This window comes from Hydrogenophaga sp. (assembly GCF_011772445.1).
Lineage (GTDB): Bacteria > Pseudomonadota > Gammaproteobacteria > Burkholderiales > Burkholderiaceae_C > Hydrogenophaga.
Window position 1 is genome coordinate 81,035 of sequence record NZ_WVZN01000003.1, and the last position, 14,414, is coordinate 95,448.

A 14,414-nucleotide genomic window follows, 5' to 3' on the forward strand; every position below is an offset into this window, starting at 1 on the left:
GAACTTTCTAGGTCAACGAATGGGCGCTCCTGCGCGATCGCTCTACATGCGTTGGTCAGAGAGCGGGCTTGAATAGAAATCGCCGCCGCTGGAGATAGCTCGGCTGCGGCGCACCTTTGCTTGGCACTGACATGCGCTGCCCATCGTATGGTTGCAATTGAGCACGCAGTGCGCTGTCTTCACCCACACGGCTCCAGTCGATCCGAATCGTCAAGTCATCCTCGATCAGCAGTTGGCCATTTTCGAAGGCGCGGTCGACCAACAAGGACAGGCAGATTCCATTTGCCGGGTCGAGCCTAATGGATTGATCTCGGCTCCAGGGGACAATGTGGGAGGCGACAAGAAATGCTCTGCTGGCAATGCCGGTGATCGCGCAGCGATAGCCATAGTTCGCTTTCACCGCGGCGGCGAAAGCTCTCTGTGCGCTGCCCCTGGTTTTGACCGTAGCCGTGGCATCGGGCACCTCAAACCTCCCCTGGTCAATCTTTTGTCGGAAAGCTTCTACCTCTTGTGGATCCGTTTCGGCGGCCTCGGCGGCTGCATCCGTCGGTGCGATTACCGGGAATCGCTGCAACAGAGAATCCAGTAGTTGATCGAGAGAGGCGGCGACTCCGGGAGCCAGCGGAGCCGTCTGGACCCAGGCATCGTGGTTTTTCGCAGGGTCAAAGAACAGGCCATGGCCAGGCGCGCGAAGATACTCAATAAGCGCGCCACCCTCGTCAGGCGTGAGTTCAGTGATCGCCACCGTCTGATCGGCTGATTCAGTGATCCGAGCCAGTGCATTCTTCACAATCGCGCTTGGCGCCGTACCAGCACTGTGCAGCAGCGTCCATGCGAGCGCAGATCGCGTAGATGTCTTTGTGGCGAGGACTCGCACCTCCGGTGGCGCGAGGTTCAGGTCTGCCCACGCGAAGTGCTCGTGCGGATCCTTGAGGTAAGCGCGTAAGTGCAGTGTTCTTGATTCGTCTCGAAGCTTTACCGCCATAAGGTACGGCTGACCGGCGCCACGACTGGCAAGCAGCGCCAGTTCATGCTCGGCAGCAGCAACCGCGGAATGCGTCGGGTCACCGGGGATGGTCTCAGCAGTCGCGTCGCTGGGGTTGAGCGTCATCTTCCAAGCGTCAGGAGCGTGGCTGGTCCCCCACTTGAGATGCGGTCGATCCGCGGAGTTAAATACGAGCGCGCCTTGAGCATTTCCAGCAGGCCACTGGTAAGTGAGCGGCACAGACTCAGCACCCGTTACATCGACAGGAAAAAGGCGCCTCACTGCGTCGAGAAACTCGCTCGTTCGGGAAAGCTGAATGTAGTCCTTCGTGTATTTCGTACCGCTTAAGCGTCCATAGGTTGCTCGATGAGCCGACGTACCATAGTGAACAACGAGAACCCACTCGACAGGGTGCGCAGGCATCTAGAACCTCCCAATGATGATGGCTTCTGGCGACTGATGTGCCTCTACTTCTCGACGGCTTTGCGCGGCCAGTGCACGTCGCGTAGTAAAACGGATGATCTCCGCGCGTGGGAACAACGCATGTACGACCTCTGTGTCCCGATTAGACATGACCCAGTGCACGCCACGCTCCGACAGGTCTGCGCAGATCTTCGCAAGCTCGACTAAGTCTGCCAACTCAAATGTCTTGGCTGTGTACTTGTTGAATTTCGCAGTCGGCTCCTTCTCGACATCGGGGCGCGAGAAGACGGGCAGGTATGGCGGGTCGAGATAGACGAAATCGCCACGCGTTGCACCCACGAGCACTTGGCGGAAGTCGCCCGCAACAATGTCCGCACGTACCAATGCCCGCCGGACCGACGTCATCGTCGCCTCGCTGATGCCCTTGAAACTGCGATCACCCCAAGGCACATTCATGGCGCCGGTTCGCGAATTTTCACGCCAGAGGTGGTTCCATGAGACCGCGTTGAGGTAGAGGAACCGCGCAGCCTTTTCAAGGGGCGCTACCGGTACTGTCGCACGTACCTCGTAGTAGAACTCCTTGGAGTCGCGCGCCGCATACCAGTCGAGAAGAGGACGTAGCGCCGATGGATGGTCCCTCATCGCGATCCAGGCCGCGACCAGATGCTCGTTTAGATCGGCCAACCGCGCACGACCCGATACGCGCGCCGCGCAGGCAAGAAAAACAGCGCCTCCACCCAAGAATGGCTCGTAGTAGTTCTTGATGTCCGCCGGAACGTGCGGGAGGATACGAGGAAGGAGTCTTGATTTGCCACCGACCCACCGGATGAATGGTTTGATCGGGAGCTCTTCGGGCTGCGCGCTGTCTGATGGATGTGAAGGCATGCTAGGAGCCGGGATGGATTCTTCTTGTGGCTCTGTCTTTCACCTCGGAGGTGATGCCTCATGATATCCTGTAAATAACCCCAGTATCGCCGCTAGTCGTTGTTCGCACTGCTCATGATGTTCCCTCCGTCCGATGTTCAACTGATGTGGCCGAACAAGGAGCTGCAACTGCGAGCCTCCGGGGATGACGGCTGCGAATGGGTGCAGCCGGCTGACGACCGGCTGCTCATGCCGCTCAAATTCGAGGCCCTCACGGATGGCCCCCTGGACGCCCGCACAAACGTGCTGGTCGCTGGAGACGGCCTTGACGCGCTGGAAGCGCTCGCTGCGCATACCAGGGCGTTGGATGGCGGCATTCGTCTGGTGTACATCGATCCGCCTTTCAACACTCAAGGCAGCTTCCGCCAATACAACGATGCAATGAACCGGCCGATGTGGCTGAGCATGATGCGAGACAGACTGGCTGCGCTGCGCCCCTTGCTCTCCGAGGATGCGAGCGTATGGGTCCATCTGGATGATTCGGAGGTACACCGGGCTCGCTCTGTAATGGATGAGGTTTTTGGCGAAGGCGCATTCGTTGCTTCGGTGGTATGGCAGAAGAAGACGACGCGCGACTCGCGCGCGGCCTTTTCATCCAATCACGACACAATTCTGGTGTATGCCCCGAGTGGTCCGAAAAAGTGGAAAACGTCGCGCAATCTGCTGATCAAAGATGAGGCGCACTTGCAAAACCGTGACGATGACCCTCGCGGCCCGTGGGCCGATGCGCCTTTTACGGCGCCTGGATTTCGCAGGGCTCAACAGTACGACATCGTTACACCTACCGGCCAGGTGTTGCGGCCACCGCGAGGGCGCTCGTGGTATGCAACGCAACAGACCTATCGTGATCTGCTTGACGATGGAAGGATCTGGTTTCCTAAAGGGGGCGATGGCTCGCCTCGACTAAAGCTTTTTGCACATCAGCTAAGAGGGCTTGTTCCGTTCACCGTGTGGGGTGCACCAGATACCGGCACAAACGACGATGCAAAGCGCCACTTGTTGTCCATGTTCCCCGAGGCAGAGGTTTTTGATACGCCAAAGCCCGAAGCGCTGTTGGAGCGCATCATCCATATTGCGACCAACCCGGGTGAACTGGTAGTCGACATCTTTGGTGGCAGCGGGACCACTGCAGCCGTGGCCCACAAGATGCGGCGGCGATGGGTGATCGCCGAGCGCAACACGCAAACAATCTTGGATTTCCTGTTGCCGAGAATGCAACGCGTGGTTGGCGGCACAGATTCCGGAGGGGTAACCGACATCACTTCTTGGACCGGAGGTGGGAGTTTCGAGATTGTTCACGTTACCCCCAGATTCGGAAAGCTGTCCAGACGCCACCAAGCAGAGACCATCAAGCGACAGCTAGCGCGCTCATCAAGTGAACAAGTGCCTCGCCTCAGACGGGGTCTTCAGGCCGAACTACTGAATTCCTGAATGCAAGTTTGAAGCGAGGCTCGCCCTGGCTGGCCTAACTCCCGATGATGAGTCGAGACCGCTGGCAGGGATAGCTCACCCTCGAATCAGTGGTCTTTCTAGCCTGGCGCTGGCTACCGGGGGCAGTTACAGACATTCACCGGCCTAACCAACTAGGAAGCCACGTCGATACCTTACCGGTGAAGAGTTGAAGGTTCAGCAGCAGCGCATGCGCGGAACGAGCCCGATCCCACCGCGTTCCCTCAACCCAGCGGGCACGCGGATCTTGAAAGCAGCAACGACATCAATTCGAACTCGTTAGAAGCGTCGCCATCGACAAGGCGAGCGACGCCGCGAGCCTTTCAAGTGTCTGCAGCGAAGGGTTCCTCGCTTGGCGCTCGATGCGCGCGATGACTGGCCTGCTGACGCCGGATCGCTGACTCAACATCTCCTGAGTCAGCATCAAGCGCCCCCTTGCTGCGACAAGGTTCTGCGCCAGCAGAGCCTCGATCAAGTTGTCAGCCTCCTGTCGAGCCACAGGCCGCGCTCCGAGCAGTGAACCTGTGGACACGCCCAGAGCACGAGCCAACTTATCCACCGTGCCCAAGGACACATTGAGCTCCCCTCTTTCCAGACGCTGAATCATTCGGCGGTCCACGTGGGCCTGCTCCGCGAGCGCGCGAGTACTCCAGTTGCCTTGCGCACGCAGAGCAACAAGGTTCCTGGCCAACTGGCCACGCGCGGGAGAGGTTTCGGACGCTTGATCAGGCACCGAAAAAGTGTGGAGACCAAACCCGCAGGGGTGGCGGCATTTAGGGCACAATGCCGACGCGTTTTTGGGAGTCTGCGCATGTTCGTTACCTCAGCCGCGTTCGTTCCGTTCCTGCATCCCTCTGCGGTTGCGCCTAGTCAGCAGTATTGGCGCGTGGTCACACTGACCCTGGAGAGACATTGGTATCTGGTCGTCCACAAGGTGCTCTTCCAGGGTCGCAAGGTGCCTCAGACCGCGCTGGTGGCGTGGGATGCCACGCTGGCGGACTTGCTAGCTGAAATCCCGCCCGACGATCTGATCGGCCTCGCGCGCCTTGACTGGCAAGGCGACAACCACGCGAGTTGGTCCTTGCGATGGCTGGAGGTGGGTTGGAGGCCTTCGCGCTGAGTAGCGCCCAAACCAAAGGCCCCGGAGCTCCCGCCCCAGGGCCTTCGTCCTCCCCTCCCTCGCTCCCCCTTCAGTTCAACTCAGAACGGGTAATGCCGCGGCGTCGTCTGCACCGTGATCCAGCGCAGCTCCGTGAACTCGTTGATGCCGGCCTTGCCGCCGAAGCGGCCGATGCCCGAGCCCTTGACGCCGCCGAAGGGCATTTGCGCTTCGTCGTGGACGGTGGGGCCGTTCACGTGGCAGATGCCGCTGTCGATCTTGCGGGCCACGTTGTAGGCGCGCGCAATGTCTTTGCCGAAGACGGAGGCGCTGAGCCCGTATTCGTTGTCGTTGGCGCAGGCGATGGCCTCTTCGGTGTTCTTCACGCGCACGATGCACTTCACCGGGCCGAAGGTTTCTTCGCGGTAGATGCGCATCTGGGGCGTGACGTGGTCGAGCACGGTGGCGGGCATCAGGGTGTCGGTGCTTTTGCCGCCGCAGACGAGCTTGGCGCCTTTGGCCAGGGCGTCGTCGATGAGCTCGTTGCAGAAGTTGACCGTGTTCATGCCGATGACGGAGCCCAGCACCACGGGCTCGGGCTTGCGCGGGTCGCCCACGGGCAGGTTGCGGGCCTTGTCGCCGAACTTCTTCACGAACTCGTCGGCAATCTTCTCGTCCACGACGATGCGCTCGGTGCTCATGCAGATCTGGCCGCTGTTGGCGAAGCAGCCGAAGGCCGCACCGTTCACCGCATCGTCGATGTCGGCGTCGTCGAGGATGACCATGGGCGCCTTGCCGCCCAGTTCCAGCACCACGGGCTTCAAGTACTTGGCGCAGGTCATGGCGATGATCTTGCCGACCTTGGTGCTGCCGGTGAAGTTGACACGCCGCACGGCCGGGTGGGCCACGATGGCTTCGACGACGGCGCCCGCGTCGGCGGGGGCGTTGGTGATGTAGTTCACCACGCCGGCGGGGAAGCCGGCGTCTTGAAAGGCTTCGACGATGAGCTGGTGGGTGCGGGGGCAGTTCTCGCTGCCTTTGAAGATGACGGTGTTGCCGCAGGCCAGGGGCACGCAGATGGCGCGCACGCCGAGGATGATGGGCGCGTTCCAGGGTGCGATGCCGAGCACCACGCCCGCGGGCTGGCGCACGCCCATGGCCAGGCTGCCGGGGATGTCGGAGGGGATGAGCTCGCCCGAGATCTGGGTGGTGAGGGCGGCGGCCTCGCGGATCATGCCGGCGGCCAGGAAGCAGTTGAAGCCGGCCCACATGCCGGTGCCACCGGTCTCAGCCGCCACGGCTTCGATGAACTTGGGCGTTTTGGCTTCGAGCGCGTCGGCGGCCTTGAGCAGCAGGGCGCGGCGTTCGCCGGGGCCGGTTTCGCTCCAGGTCTTGAAGGCTTCGGCGGCGGCTTCCACGGCCATGACGGCGTCGGCCGGGCTGGCGGCGGGGGCGCGGGTGGCCACGCTGCCGTCGAGCGGGTTGCGGCGTTCGAAGGTGGCGCCTTTTTCGGCGGTGACCTTGAGGCCGTTGATGAGCATGGACAGGTCGGACATGGGTTCTCCTTGAGCTTGTGCGGTGAGGTGTGTCTGTGCGGTCAGGCGGCCACGGCCTTGCGGCGCGCCACGGCGTCGGCGGCGTTGGTGGTGCCGGTGGCGGGGTCCTTGTCGGCGCCGAGGTAGGCCTCGCGGATGACGGTGGAGCGCGCGAGCAGCTTGGCGGGGCCGCTGGCGACGATGGCGCCGCGTTCGAGCACGTAGCCGCGGTCGGCCACGGCCAGGGCCTTCTTCACGTTCTGCTCCACCATCAGCACGGTGGTGCCGGCGTCGGCGATGCGGCGGGCGATGCCGAGCAGTTCGTCCACCATCTTGGGCGCCAGGCCGAGCGAGGGTTCGTCGAGCATGAGCAGGCGGGGCGCGCACATCATGGCGCGGGCCACGGCCACCATCTGCTGTTCGCCGCCGCTCATGGTGCCGGCCAGTTGGTTCGCGCGTTCGCGGAGTTTGGGGAAGTCGTTGAAGGCCTGTTCGATGCGGCGCGCGCGTTCGGCCTTGGGCACGAGCCAACCGCCCAGCTCCAGGTTCTCGGTCACGCTCATCTGCGGGAAGAGCTGGCGGCCTTCGGGCACCAGGGCCACGCCGCTTTCCACGATCTCATGCGTTTTCTCGGCGAGCTCTTCGCCGTTGAGCAGCACGGTGCCCTGTCGCGGGATGAGGCCGTTGATGGCCTTGAGCAGGGTGGTCTTGCCGGCGCCGTTGGGGCCCAGCACCACGGTGAGGCCGGGGCGGGCTTCGAGCTTCAGGTCGCGCAGCACCAGGAAGGCGCCGTAGCCGGCGCTGAGGCCGTCGATCTTGAGGTGCGCTTGCGAGGCGCCGCCGAGGCGGAAGGGGTCTTGGCGGTACCACATCATGCGGTGGCCTCTTGTTCTTGCGCCGCTTCTGATTCGGTTGCGGCTTCGCCCATCTCGTCGCCCAGGTAGGCCTCGATCACCTCCGGGTTGCGGATGACGTCGCGCGGCACGTCGTCGGCGATCTTGCGGCCCTGGTGCAGCACGATGACGCGCTCCACGTGGCGCAGCAGGGTGCTGACGGCGTGCTCGATCCAGACGACAGTGAGGTCCAGCTCGTCGCGCAGGCGGCGGATGAGGCGGGCCATTTCCTCCACCTCGTTCTCGGTGAGGCCGGCGGCCACTTCGTCCAGCAGCAGCAGCTTGGGGCGCGTGGCCAGGGCCATGCCGATTTCCAGCAGGCGCTGTTGCGAGGGCGTGATGGCGGCGGCGGGCAGGTCGGCCTGCGCGCTCAGGCCGATGAGGCCGAGGATGCTGTCGGGCGTGCGCAGCACCCAGGGCACGCCGATCTCGTCGCCCCAGAACAGGTATTCGCGGCGGCGCTTGCCGGCGAACTTGAGGCCGAAGGCGATGTTGTCGCGCACCAGCATGTCGCCAAAGGTGCGCGGGGTTTGAAAGGTGCGCGCCAGGCCGTGGGCTGCGAAGCGGTGCGGCGCCTTGCCCGCGAGCGAGTGGCCGCACAGGTCCAGCCGGCCGCTGGTGGGTTTGGTGACGCCGGAGATGGCGTTGAAGAAGGTCGTCTTGCCGGCGCCGTTGGGGCCGATGATGCCGACCAGTTCACCGGGCATGAAGCTGGCGCTGACGCTGTCGACGGCGGTGAGGCCGCCGAAGCGGACGGTGATGTCCTTGGCCTGGAGCAGCGGCTGCTTCGCTTCAGTAGACATGGCGCGCCTCCCGCTGCTTCTTCTCGCGCTGCTTGCGGCGCTCGGTCTCGCCGCTCAGGTCGTCCCTGGTTTCCTTCCACCAGGCTTTCAGGTCGCGCCACCAGCCCTTGAAGGTGTCGGTGCGCACCGACGCGAGCCCGCCCGGCAGGTACAGCACCGAGAGGATGAGCAAGAGGCCCAGCGACATCATGTACACCTGCGGCACCTGCAGGCGCAGGGTTTCGGCCAGCACGCTGAAGACGATGGCGGCGATGAGCGGGCCCCACAGCGTCATGGCACCGCCGATGAGCGCGATGAGCACCGTTTGAAAACCGATGAAGGGGTTGAAGACGGTGTGCGGGTCGATGTACGTCCAGCGCACGCTCATGGCCGCGCCCACGGCGCCGGCGATGGCCGCGGTGAGGGCGAAGCCGGCGGTCTTCACCAGGCGCGTGTTGACGCCCAGGGTCTGCGCGCGCTGCTCGTCGGCGCCGATGCCCATCATGGCCAGGCCGAAGCGGGTGCGGCGGATCCAGATCGACAGGAACACCGCCACCACCGCGAGCAGCAGCACGGTGAAGTAGATGGTGTCGCGCTCGGGCACGACCATGAGCACGCGGCCCACGGTGCCGGTGACGCTTTTCTCGAAGTAGCTGATGGCGTGGCGGATGAGCTCCGTCATGCCGAAGGTGAGCACGGCGAAGTAGGTGCCGCGCAGGTGCAGCACGGCCGCGCCCATCACCACCGCCACCACGGCCGCAATGCCCGCGCCGGCCGCGATGGCCACGGGCCAGCTCAGCGTTTCCAGGCCGATGGCGCTGGTGTAGGCGCCGATGCCGAAGAAGGCCGAGGTGGCGAGCGAGAGGTAGCGCGTGCTGCCGCAGAACAGCGCCCAGCTCGACGAGAGGGCGATGTACATCAGGCAGGTGAGCGCCATGGAGACGACGAACTCGCTGGCGAAGCCGGGCAGGGCCACGGCCCAGCCGGTGAGGGCGAAGAGCACCAACAAATCGCGGATGAGGAACTGTCTCGAATTCATGCTTTTCTGGTTTTGCGCGAGAACAGACCTTCGGGGCGCAGCAGCAGCACGCCGATGAACACGATGTAGCTGAGCAAGGCCTTGAGCGAGGGGTTGGTGAAGTGCATGCCGATGGCCTCGATGACGCCGAGCAGCAGGCCGCCCGCGAGCGCGCCGCCCATGCTGCCGAAGCCGCCCAGGGTGATGACGATGAGCGCCGTCACCGTGTAGGGCTCGCCCATGGAGGGGCTGATGGTGTAGGCCATGGAGAGCAGGCAACCCGCCACGCCCGAGAGGCCCAGGCCGATGCCGAACATAAGCGGGTGCAGGCGCTTGGTGTCGATGCCCACGAGCTGCGCGCCGGTGGGCGATTGCATGAGCGCGCGCACGCCCTTGCCCAGCAAGGTGGTGCGCAGCAGCACGATGAGCGCGCCCGCGAACAGCAGCGCCAGGCCGAAGACGAGCAGCTTGTTCACCGCGAACTGGGCCTGGCCGTCGGGCAAGGGGATGGCGAAGGGCTGGGTGAGGAAGTCGTAGCCGCGCAGGTCGCCGCCCCAGATCCAGCTGATGGCGTTCTGCACGAAGAACATGAGGCCGAAGGCCACCATGAGGCCACGCGCCTCGAACACATCGAGGTTGGGCGAGGTGGCGGTGAGGCGGCGAAAGCACAGCCAGTGCACCGCCACGCCGATGCCCATGAGCAGCGCGAAGGAGACGGGGATCATCCACAGCGGCGAGAGGCCGAAGGTGGCGGCCGCCATCCAGGTGATGAAGGCGCCCACCATCAGGAACTCGCCGTGCGCGATGTTGAGGATGCGCATGAGCCCGTACTGCAGGTTCAGGCCCAGCGCGACGAGCGCGTAGATGCCCCCGGTGATGAGGCCGGAGGCGATGAGCTCGATCCAGGAGGAAAACGACATCACTTCCAGGCGGGCTTGTTCGGGTTCAGCGCGGCGGTGGCCACCTGCTTGGGCCACACCACCTCGAACTCACCGTTCTGCCACTGGCCCACGGTGCCGGGCGTGCCCACGTTCTCGCTGCCCTGGAACCTGATGTCGCCGAGGATGGTTTTGTGCGTGGTGTTGGCCACGTAGTCGCGGATGGCCTTGCGGTCCAGGCCGTGCTGCTTCACCGCGTTGGTGAGGATCTCCAGCCCGGCCCAGCAGGCGCCGCTGGCCCAGCGGTCGGGTTCCTTCTTCTGGCTGGCCACGTGGGCGTCGAAGTAGGCCTTGGCGCCGGGGCTGGTCTTGCTGTTCCAGGAGCCCATGCCCAGCACGCCTTCGGCACCGGCGGCGGTGATGACGTTCTTGTAGAGCGGGAAGGCGGTGCCGACCGAGGCGTAGAAGAACTTGGGGTTGAAGCCGATCTCCTTGGCCTGGCGGCTGGCGAGGATGGTGTCGGGCGGGTAGGTGAAGCCGACGAAGGCGTCGGGGTTCTTGTCCTTGATGCTGCGCAGCGTGGGGCCGAGGTCCTTCACGCCGCCGGGGTAGCTGGTGTCTTGCACGAGCTGGATGCCGCTGCCCTGCAGCGCCACCTTCAGCGCGGCGTAGTTCTCCAGGCCGAAGAGGTCGTCGACGTAGATGCAGGCGACCGTCTTGGCGCCGTTGGCCTTGAGCATGTCGACGAGCGCGTCGCACATGGGCTTGGGCTGTTGCAGCAGCAGGAAGAAGTAGGGCAGCTTCAGGTCGATGAGGCGCTTGGACAGTGCGGTGGGCGCGAGGAAGGGGTACTGGAAGCGGTTGGCCAGCGGCGCGACGGCGAAGTTGGCGTTGGAGCCCCAGGGCGGCAGGATGAGGTCGACCTTGTCGCTGCCCATGAGTTTTTCGTAGGTGCGCACCACGGTTTCCACGTCGCTGCGGTCGTCGCTGCTGATGAGCTCGATCTTGCGGCGCACGCCTTTCACGTCCAGGCCGCCGGCGGCGTTCTGCTGCTCGGCCCAGAGCAGGAAGTTGGGCTCCTGGCTGGTCTGGGCGCCGCCCGTCCACGGGCCGGTGCGCGACATGCTGTAGCCCACGCGCACGGGCGCGCTCTGCGCCATCAGTTGCGGGGCGACCGCCATGGCGCCCACGGCGGCGGCGGTCTGCTGGATCATCACTCGGCGGTTGCTCATGGCCATGGTTTGTCTCCTGGTGTTGGGGGTTAGGGCGTGTTCACACTATTTTTCCAAGTGCGAACGGGGTGAAAACAGCGCCAATCTAGGCGCGCGACGACGGCCAGGCTGGACGCCTGGCCTAGGAGTGCAACGACGAGTGGCGCTGTTTTCACCCCGTTCCCTTCGGGTTGCGGTCCAAAAGGCCATGCGCCGCGTTGCGAAGCCTCGCCGGGCCACCGGCCCGTCTGCGTCTCGCGCCTTGCGCATGGCCTTTTGGTTCCGCAACGCATCTTGGAAAAATAGTGTGAACACGCCCTAGGACGCAGCGATCGTAGGAAGGACTCCCGCGCGCCGCTGTGCCGATGGCGCACTGTCCGCTTGACCAATCGCGCATGGCGATGCGGGTTTACCCGCAATGCTCGGGCGCCCCAGCGGGCGGGGCGGCACCAGACAATCGCCGCATGAGCAATCTGGCCCCGATGAGCACCGACGCCGTGGCGCCCACGGAGCGCGCCGCGATCTGGCGCGAGTGGGTGTGGACGCACTTCGGCGGGCTGGACTCCGACCTGTACGGCGACACCGAGTTCGAGGGCCACATGAGCGCCTCGCAGGCGGGCGAGGTGGTGCTGACGCGGCTGGAGGCGAACCGGCACCGCGTGATCAAGAGCGACCGCCTGGCGCGGGCCGGCGAGCGCGCGTACCTGAAGATCGTGGCGCCGTGGCGCGGCAGCGCGGGCGTGCAGCAGGCGGGCCGCGAGGCCTGGGTGCGCCCGGGCGGCTGGGCCATCTACGACACGACGAACGACTACGCGGTGTCCAACCCCGAGCGCGTGGAGCACCTGATCGTGATGCTGCCCAAGGCGCAACTGGCCGAGCGCGGCCTCTCGCTGGAGCCGCTGATGGCGCGCCAGATCGGCGGGGTGAGCGGCATCGCGCGCGTGGCGCTGGAGACCATGCGCACCACCTACCAGGAGCTGCCGGGCATGAGCGAGTCGGCCGCGCGCGGCGCGGGCGAGGCGATCGTGGAGCTGGTGCGGCTCTCGCTGCTGGAGCTGGCCGGGCGCGGCGACGGGCGCACGCAACTGGAGGCGTTTCGCGACCGCATCCGCGTGCACATCGGCCGCCACCTGCGCGACCCCGACCTATCGCTGGACCACATCGCCAGCGCGATGAACTGCAGCAAGCGCCACCTGCACAAGGCCTTCAGCGCCGAGGACGACACCCTGGCCCAGTACATCCTGCGCCAGCGGCTGCAGGGCTGCATGCGCGAGCTCGGCGACCCGGCCAGCGCCGCGCGCACCATCACCGAGATCGCGTTTTCCTGGGGCTTCAACAACACGGCGCACTTCAGCCGCGTGTTTCGCGAGCACACGGGGCGCACGCCGTCGGACTTTCGCGACCAGGCGCGTGAGCGGGTGACGAATCACACCCGCTCCAAGCCATAAGAAAACCGAGACGACTTCGAGGCCTCTGCGCACATAAGCTCTCCCGGGACCGCGCCACTGGGCCCCAGTGGCGTGCCTTACCGCAGCAAGGGAGCCAGGAATGAATGCGCCGTTGAAAAGGGTGGATGGGCCTACGGCCCACGACCCTTCACCTCACCACGATCTTTTCGCTGGCGTCTCCACCGGCGACATGCTGTCCTCGACACACACGGACGAGCTCGTGATCGCACTGTGCGGTCCTATCGGATCCCCCCTGCACGAGGTCGCCGACAAACTTCAAGAGATGCTGCGCAACACCTTCGCGTACCACACCTGCCGCGTCGTCCGGCTGAGCCGGTTCATCGAAGACCATGCGGGCCGCGCGGGGCGGTCGATCGCCGGCAAAGCCGCGGACAGACGACACGCCCTGATCGACTTTGGCGACGAGATGCGCCGAACCTACGGTTTCAGCGTGCTGGCGGAGTTGGCCGTTCACGAAATTCGGGTCGACCGGGAACTCAATGCGCGCGATCCACAGACCAGCCAATACCTGCCACGCAGGGCCTGCCACATCATTGATTCCATCAAGAACCAGCATGAACTTGAACTGCTGAGGACGGTGTACCGGGAAGCGCTCTACGTGGTTGGGGTGTTTGCGCCAGTCGCAGCACGCGAGCATGCGCTTCGCGCGCAGGGACTCGACAACACGGCGATCGCCCGCTTGATGGATCGCGACTCCGGAGAGGAGCTCGACGAGGGGCAGACCGTTCAGGAAACGTTTCCCCAGTGCGACTTTTTCCTTCGCACGGACTCCAACACCGACACCCAGCTCCGAGGCCGCGTCGAACGGTTTCTGCACCTGATCCTTGGCACCCAGGTCATCACGCCCACGCGCGCGGAGACCGCCATGTACGCTGCCGCCTCGGCGGCGAGCAACTCCGCCTGTCTATCGCGCCAGGTCGGCGCGGCCGTGACGGACAGGGAGGGCGAAATTCTCGCCATCGGCTGGAACGACGTGCCCCGGGCGTTCGGCGATCTCTACGTCACCGACCTGGGCACGAATGCCAACGGCAACGACGACCTGAGGTGCTGGAACTTTGGCGGCAAGTGCTACAACGATGAGGAAAAAGACCTGCTCGCCGGGCACGTCGTCGATGCGCTGGGGAGCCTCGTGAAGGAAGCCCATCGCGAGGCGGCCATTCAACTGGTCAAGAGCGACAAGAAGCTGCGCGGCTTGATCGAGTTCTCGCGGTCCATCCATGCGGAGATGCACGCGATCCTGAGCGCCCTGCGGCAAAAGGGTGATCGCGTGCGAGGTGGCCGCCTGTACGTCACGACCTACCCCTGCCACTCCTGCGCGAGGCACATCATCGCCGCGGGCATCACTGAGGTGTACTACATCGAGCCGTACAAGAAGAGCCTGGCCACCCGCCTTCATGGCGACGCCATGACCGAAAGCGAGGAGTCGGGGGACAAGGTGCGGCTGCTGCCGTACGACGGAGTCGCGCCCACACGATTCCTGAGCCTCTTCAAGATGAAGCGCGACTCGCGCAAGCAAGGCGGCAAAGTCATTCGCGTCGCACCCGATCGCGGAACGCCCAAGGTCGAGAAAAGCCTGGAAGCCTTGCCTGCTCTGGAGGCCCTCGTCGTAGAATCGCTCCGACGCAAAAGTCTTGTAGCCTCACCGACTGGAGCATCTGCCAGTGACACTGCCGGAACAACTCCAACTTGACTTCTCCACCACCGAGAAGCAGGCCTCAGACACTCCACCTGCGGTTGCTCAGGTGCAT

The 14,414-nt window shown here is 64.5% G+C and carries 13 protein-coding genes; 4 read left to right on the plus strand and 9 right to left on the minus strand.

Annotated elements, in window-relative coordinates; genetic code table 11:
• Positions 1-55: 55 nt before the first annotated feature.
• Together GTO19_RS00785 and GTO19_RS00790 are read right to left on the minus strand one after the other, a co-directional pair.
• Positions 56-1,111, minus strand: a complete 1,056-nt coding sequence (locus GTO19_RS00785; protein WP_291016676.1) for an HNH endonuclease — start codon at positions 1,109-1,111, stop codon at positions 56-58.
• 297 nt (positions 1,112-1,408) lie between these two features.
• Entirely contained in the window at positions 1,409-2,293 is an 885-nt protein-coding gene (locus GTO19_RS00790; RefSeq protein ID WP_291016678.1) for a DNA adenine methylase, read from the minus strand.
• A gap of 99 nt (positions 2,294-2,392) precedes the next feature.
• Here GTO19_RS00790 and GTO19_RS00795 point away from each other — a divergent pair, with 99 nt between their 5' ends.
• The gene (locus GTO19_RS00795) at positions 2,393-3,763 is read left to right on the plus strand and encodes a site-specific DNA-methyltransferase (RefSeq protein WP_291016681.1); all 1,371 of its coding nucleotides are present in this window, start codon (positions 2,393-2,395) and stop codon (positions 3,761-3,763) included.
• 283 nt (positions 3,764-4,046) lie between these two features.
• Here the strand turns inward: GTO19_RS00795 and GTO19_RS00800 are convergent, their stop codons facing one another.
• Positions 4,047-4,514, minus strand: coding sequence for a helix-turn-helix transcriptional regulator (locus GTO19_RS00800; protein WP_291016683.1), 468 nt, complete (start codon positions 4,512-4,514; stop codon positions 4,047-4,049).
• A gap of 78 nt (positions 4,515-4,592) precedes the next feature.
• On the opposite strand from GTO19_RS00800, the gene GTO19_RS00805 reads away from it, so the two are divergent.
• Positions 4,593-4,901 (plus strand): hypothetical protein, encoded by a 309-nt coding sequence (locus tag GTO19_RS00805; protein WP_291016685.1) that lies wholly within the window; start codon positions 4,593-4,595, stop codon positions 4,899-4,901.
• A gap of 80 nt (positions 4,902-4,981) precedes the next feature.
• On the opposite strand, the gene GTO19_RS00810 is transcribed toward GTO19_RS00805, so the two are convergent.
• The 6 genes from GTO19_RS00810 to GTO19_RS00835 are packed head-to-tail and all read right to left on the minus strand — an operon-like array spanning position 4,982 to position 11,224.
• Positions 4,982-6,436, minus strand: coding sequence for an aldehyde dehydrogenase (locus GTO19_RS00810; RefSeq protein WP_291016686.1), 1,455 nt, complete (start codon positions 6,434-6,436; stop codon positions 4,982-4,984).
• A 41-nt stretch (positions 6,437-6,477) separates the two neighbouring features.
• A complete protein-coding gene (locus GTO19_RS00815; protein WP_291016689.1) occupies positions 6,478-7,290 on the minus strand; it encodes an ABC transporter ATP-binding protein in 813 nt (270 codons plus the stop codon).
• Positions 7,287-8,111 carry an ABC transporter ATP-binding protein gene (locus GTO19_RS00820; RefSeq protein WP_291016692.1) on the minus strand — a complete coding sequence of 275 codons (825 nt, stop codon included), beginning with the start codon at positions 8,109-8,111 and terminating at the stop codon, positions 7,287-7,289. The genes GTO19_RS00815 and GTO19_RS00820 overlap by 4 nt, the downstream gene beginning before the upstream one ends.
• Complete coding sequence (locus tag GTO19_RS00825) at positions 8,101-9,129, minus strand: branched-chain amino acid ABC transporter permease (RefSeq protein ID WP_291016695.1); 1,029 nt, start codon at positions 9,127-9,129, stop codon at positions 8,101-8,103. The genes GTO19_RS00820 and GTO19_RS00825 overlap by 11 nt, the downstream gene beginning before the upstream one ends.
• Positions 9,126-10,028: a branched-chain amino acid ABC transporter permease gene (locus tag GTO19_RS00830; RefSeq protein WP_291016698.1), complete on the minus strand. Its 903-nt coding sequence runs from the start codon at positions 10,026-10,028 to the stop codon at positions 9,126-9,128. Before GTO19_RS00830 ends, GTO19_RS00825 begins: the two co-directional genes overlap by 4 nt.
• Positions 10,028-11,224 carry an amino acid ABC transporter substrate-binding protein gene (locus GTO19_RS00835; protein WP_291016701.1) on the minus strand — a complete coding sequence of 399 codons (1,197 nt, stop codon included), beginning with the start codon at positions 11,222-11,224 and terminating at the stop codon, positions 10,028-10,030. Before GTO19_RS00835 ends, GTO19_RS00830 begins: the two co-directional genes overlap by 1 nt.
• Before the next feature lie 437 nt (positions 11,225-11,661).
• Here GTO19_RS00835 and GTO19_RS00840 point away from each other — a divergent pair, with 437 nt between their 5' ends.
• Both GTO19_RS00840 and GTO19_RS00845 read left to right on the plus strand, forming a co-directional pair.
• Positions 11,662-12,645 (plus strand): helix-turn-helix domain-containing protein, encoded by a 984-nt coding sequence (locus GTO19_RS00840; RefSeq protein ID WP_291016703.1) that lies wholly within the window; start codon positions 11,662-11,664, stop codon positions 12,643-12,645.
• Positions 12,646-12,745: 100 nt separating this feature from the next.
• Entirely contained in the window at positions 12,746-14,356 is a 1,611-nt protein-coding gene (locus tag GTO19_RS00845; RefSeq protein WP_291016705.1) for an anti-phage dCTP deaminase, read from the plus strand.
• Positions 14,357-14,414 lie beyond the last annotated feature (58 nt).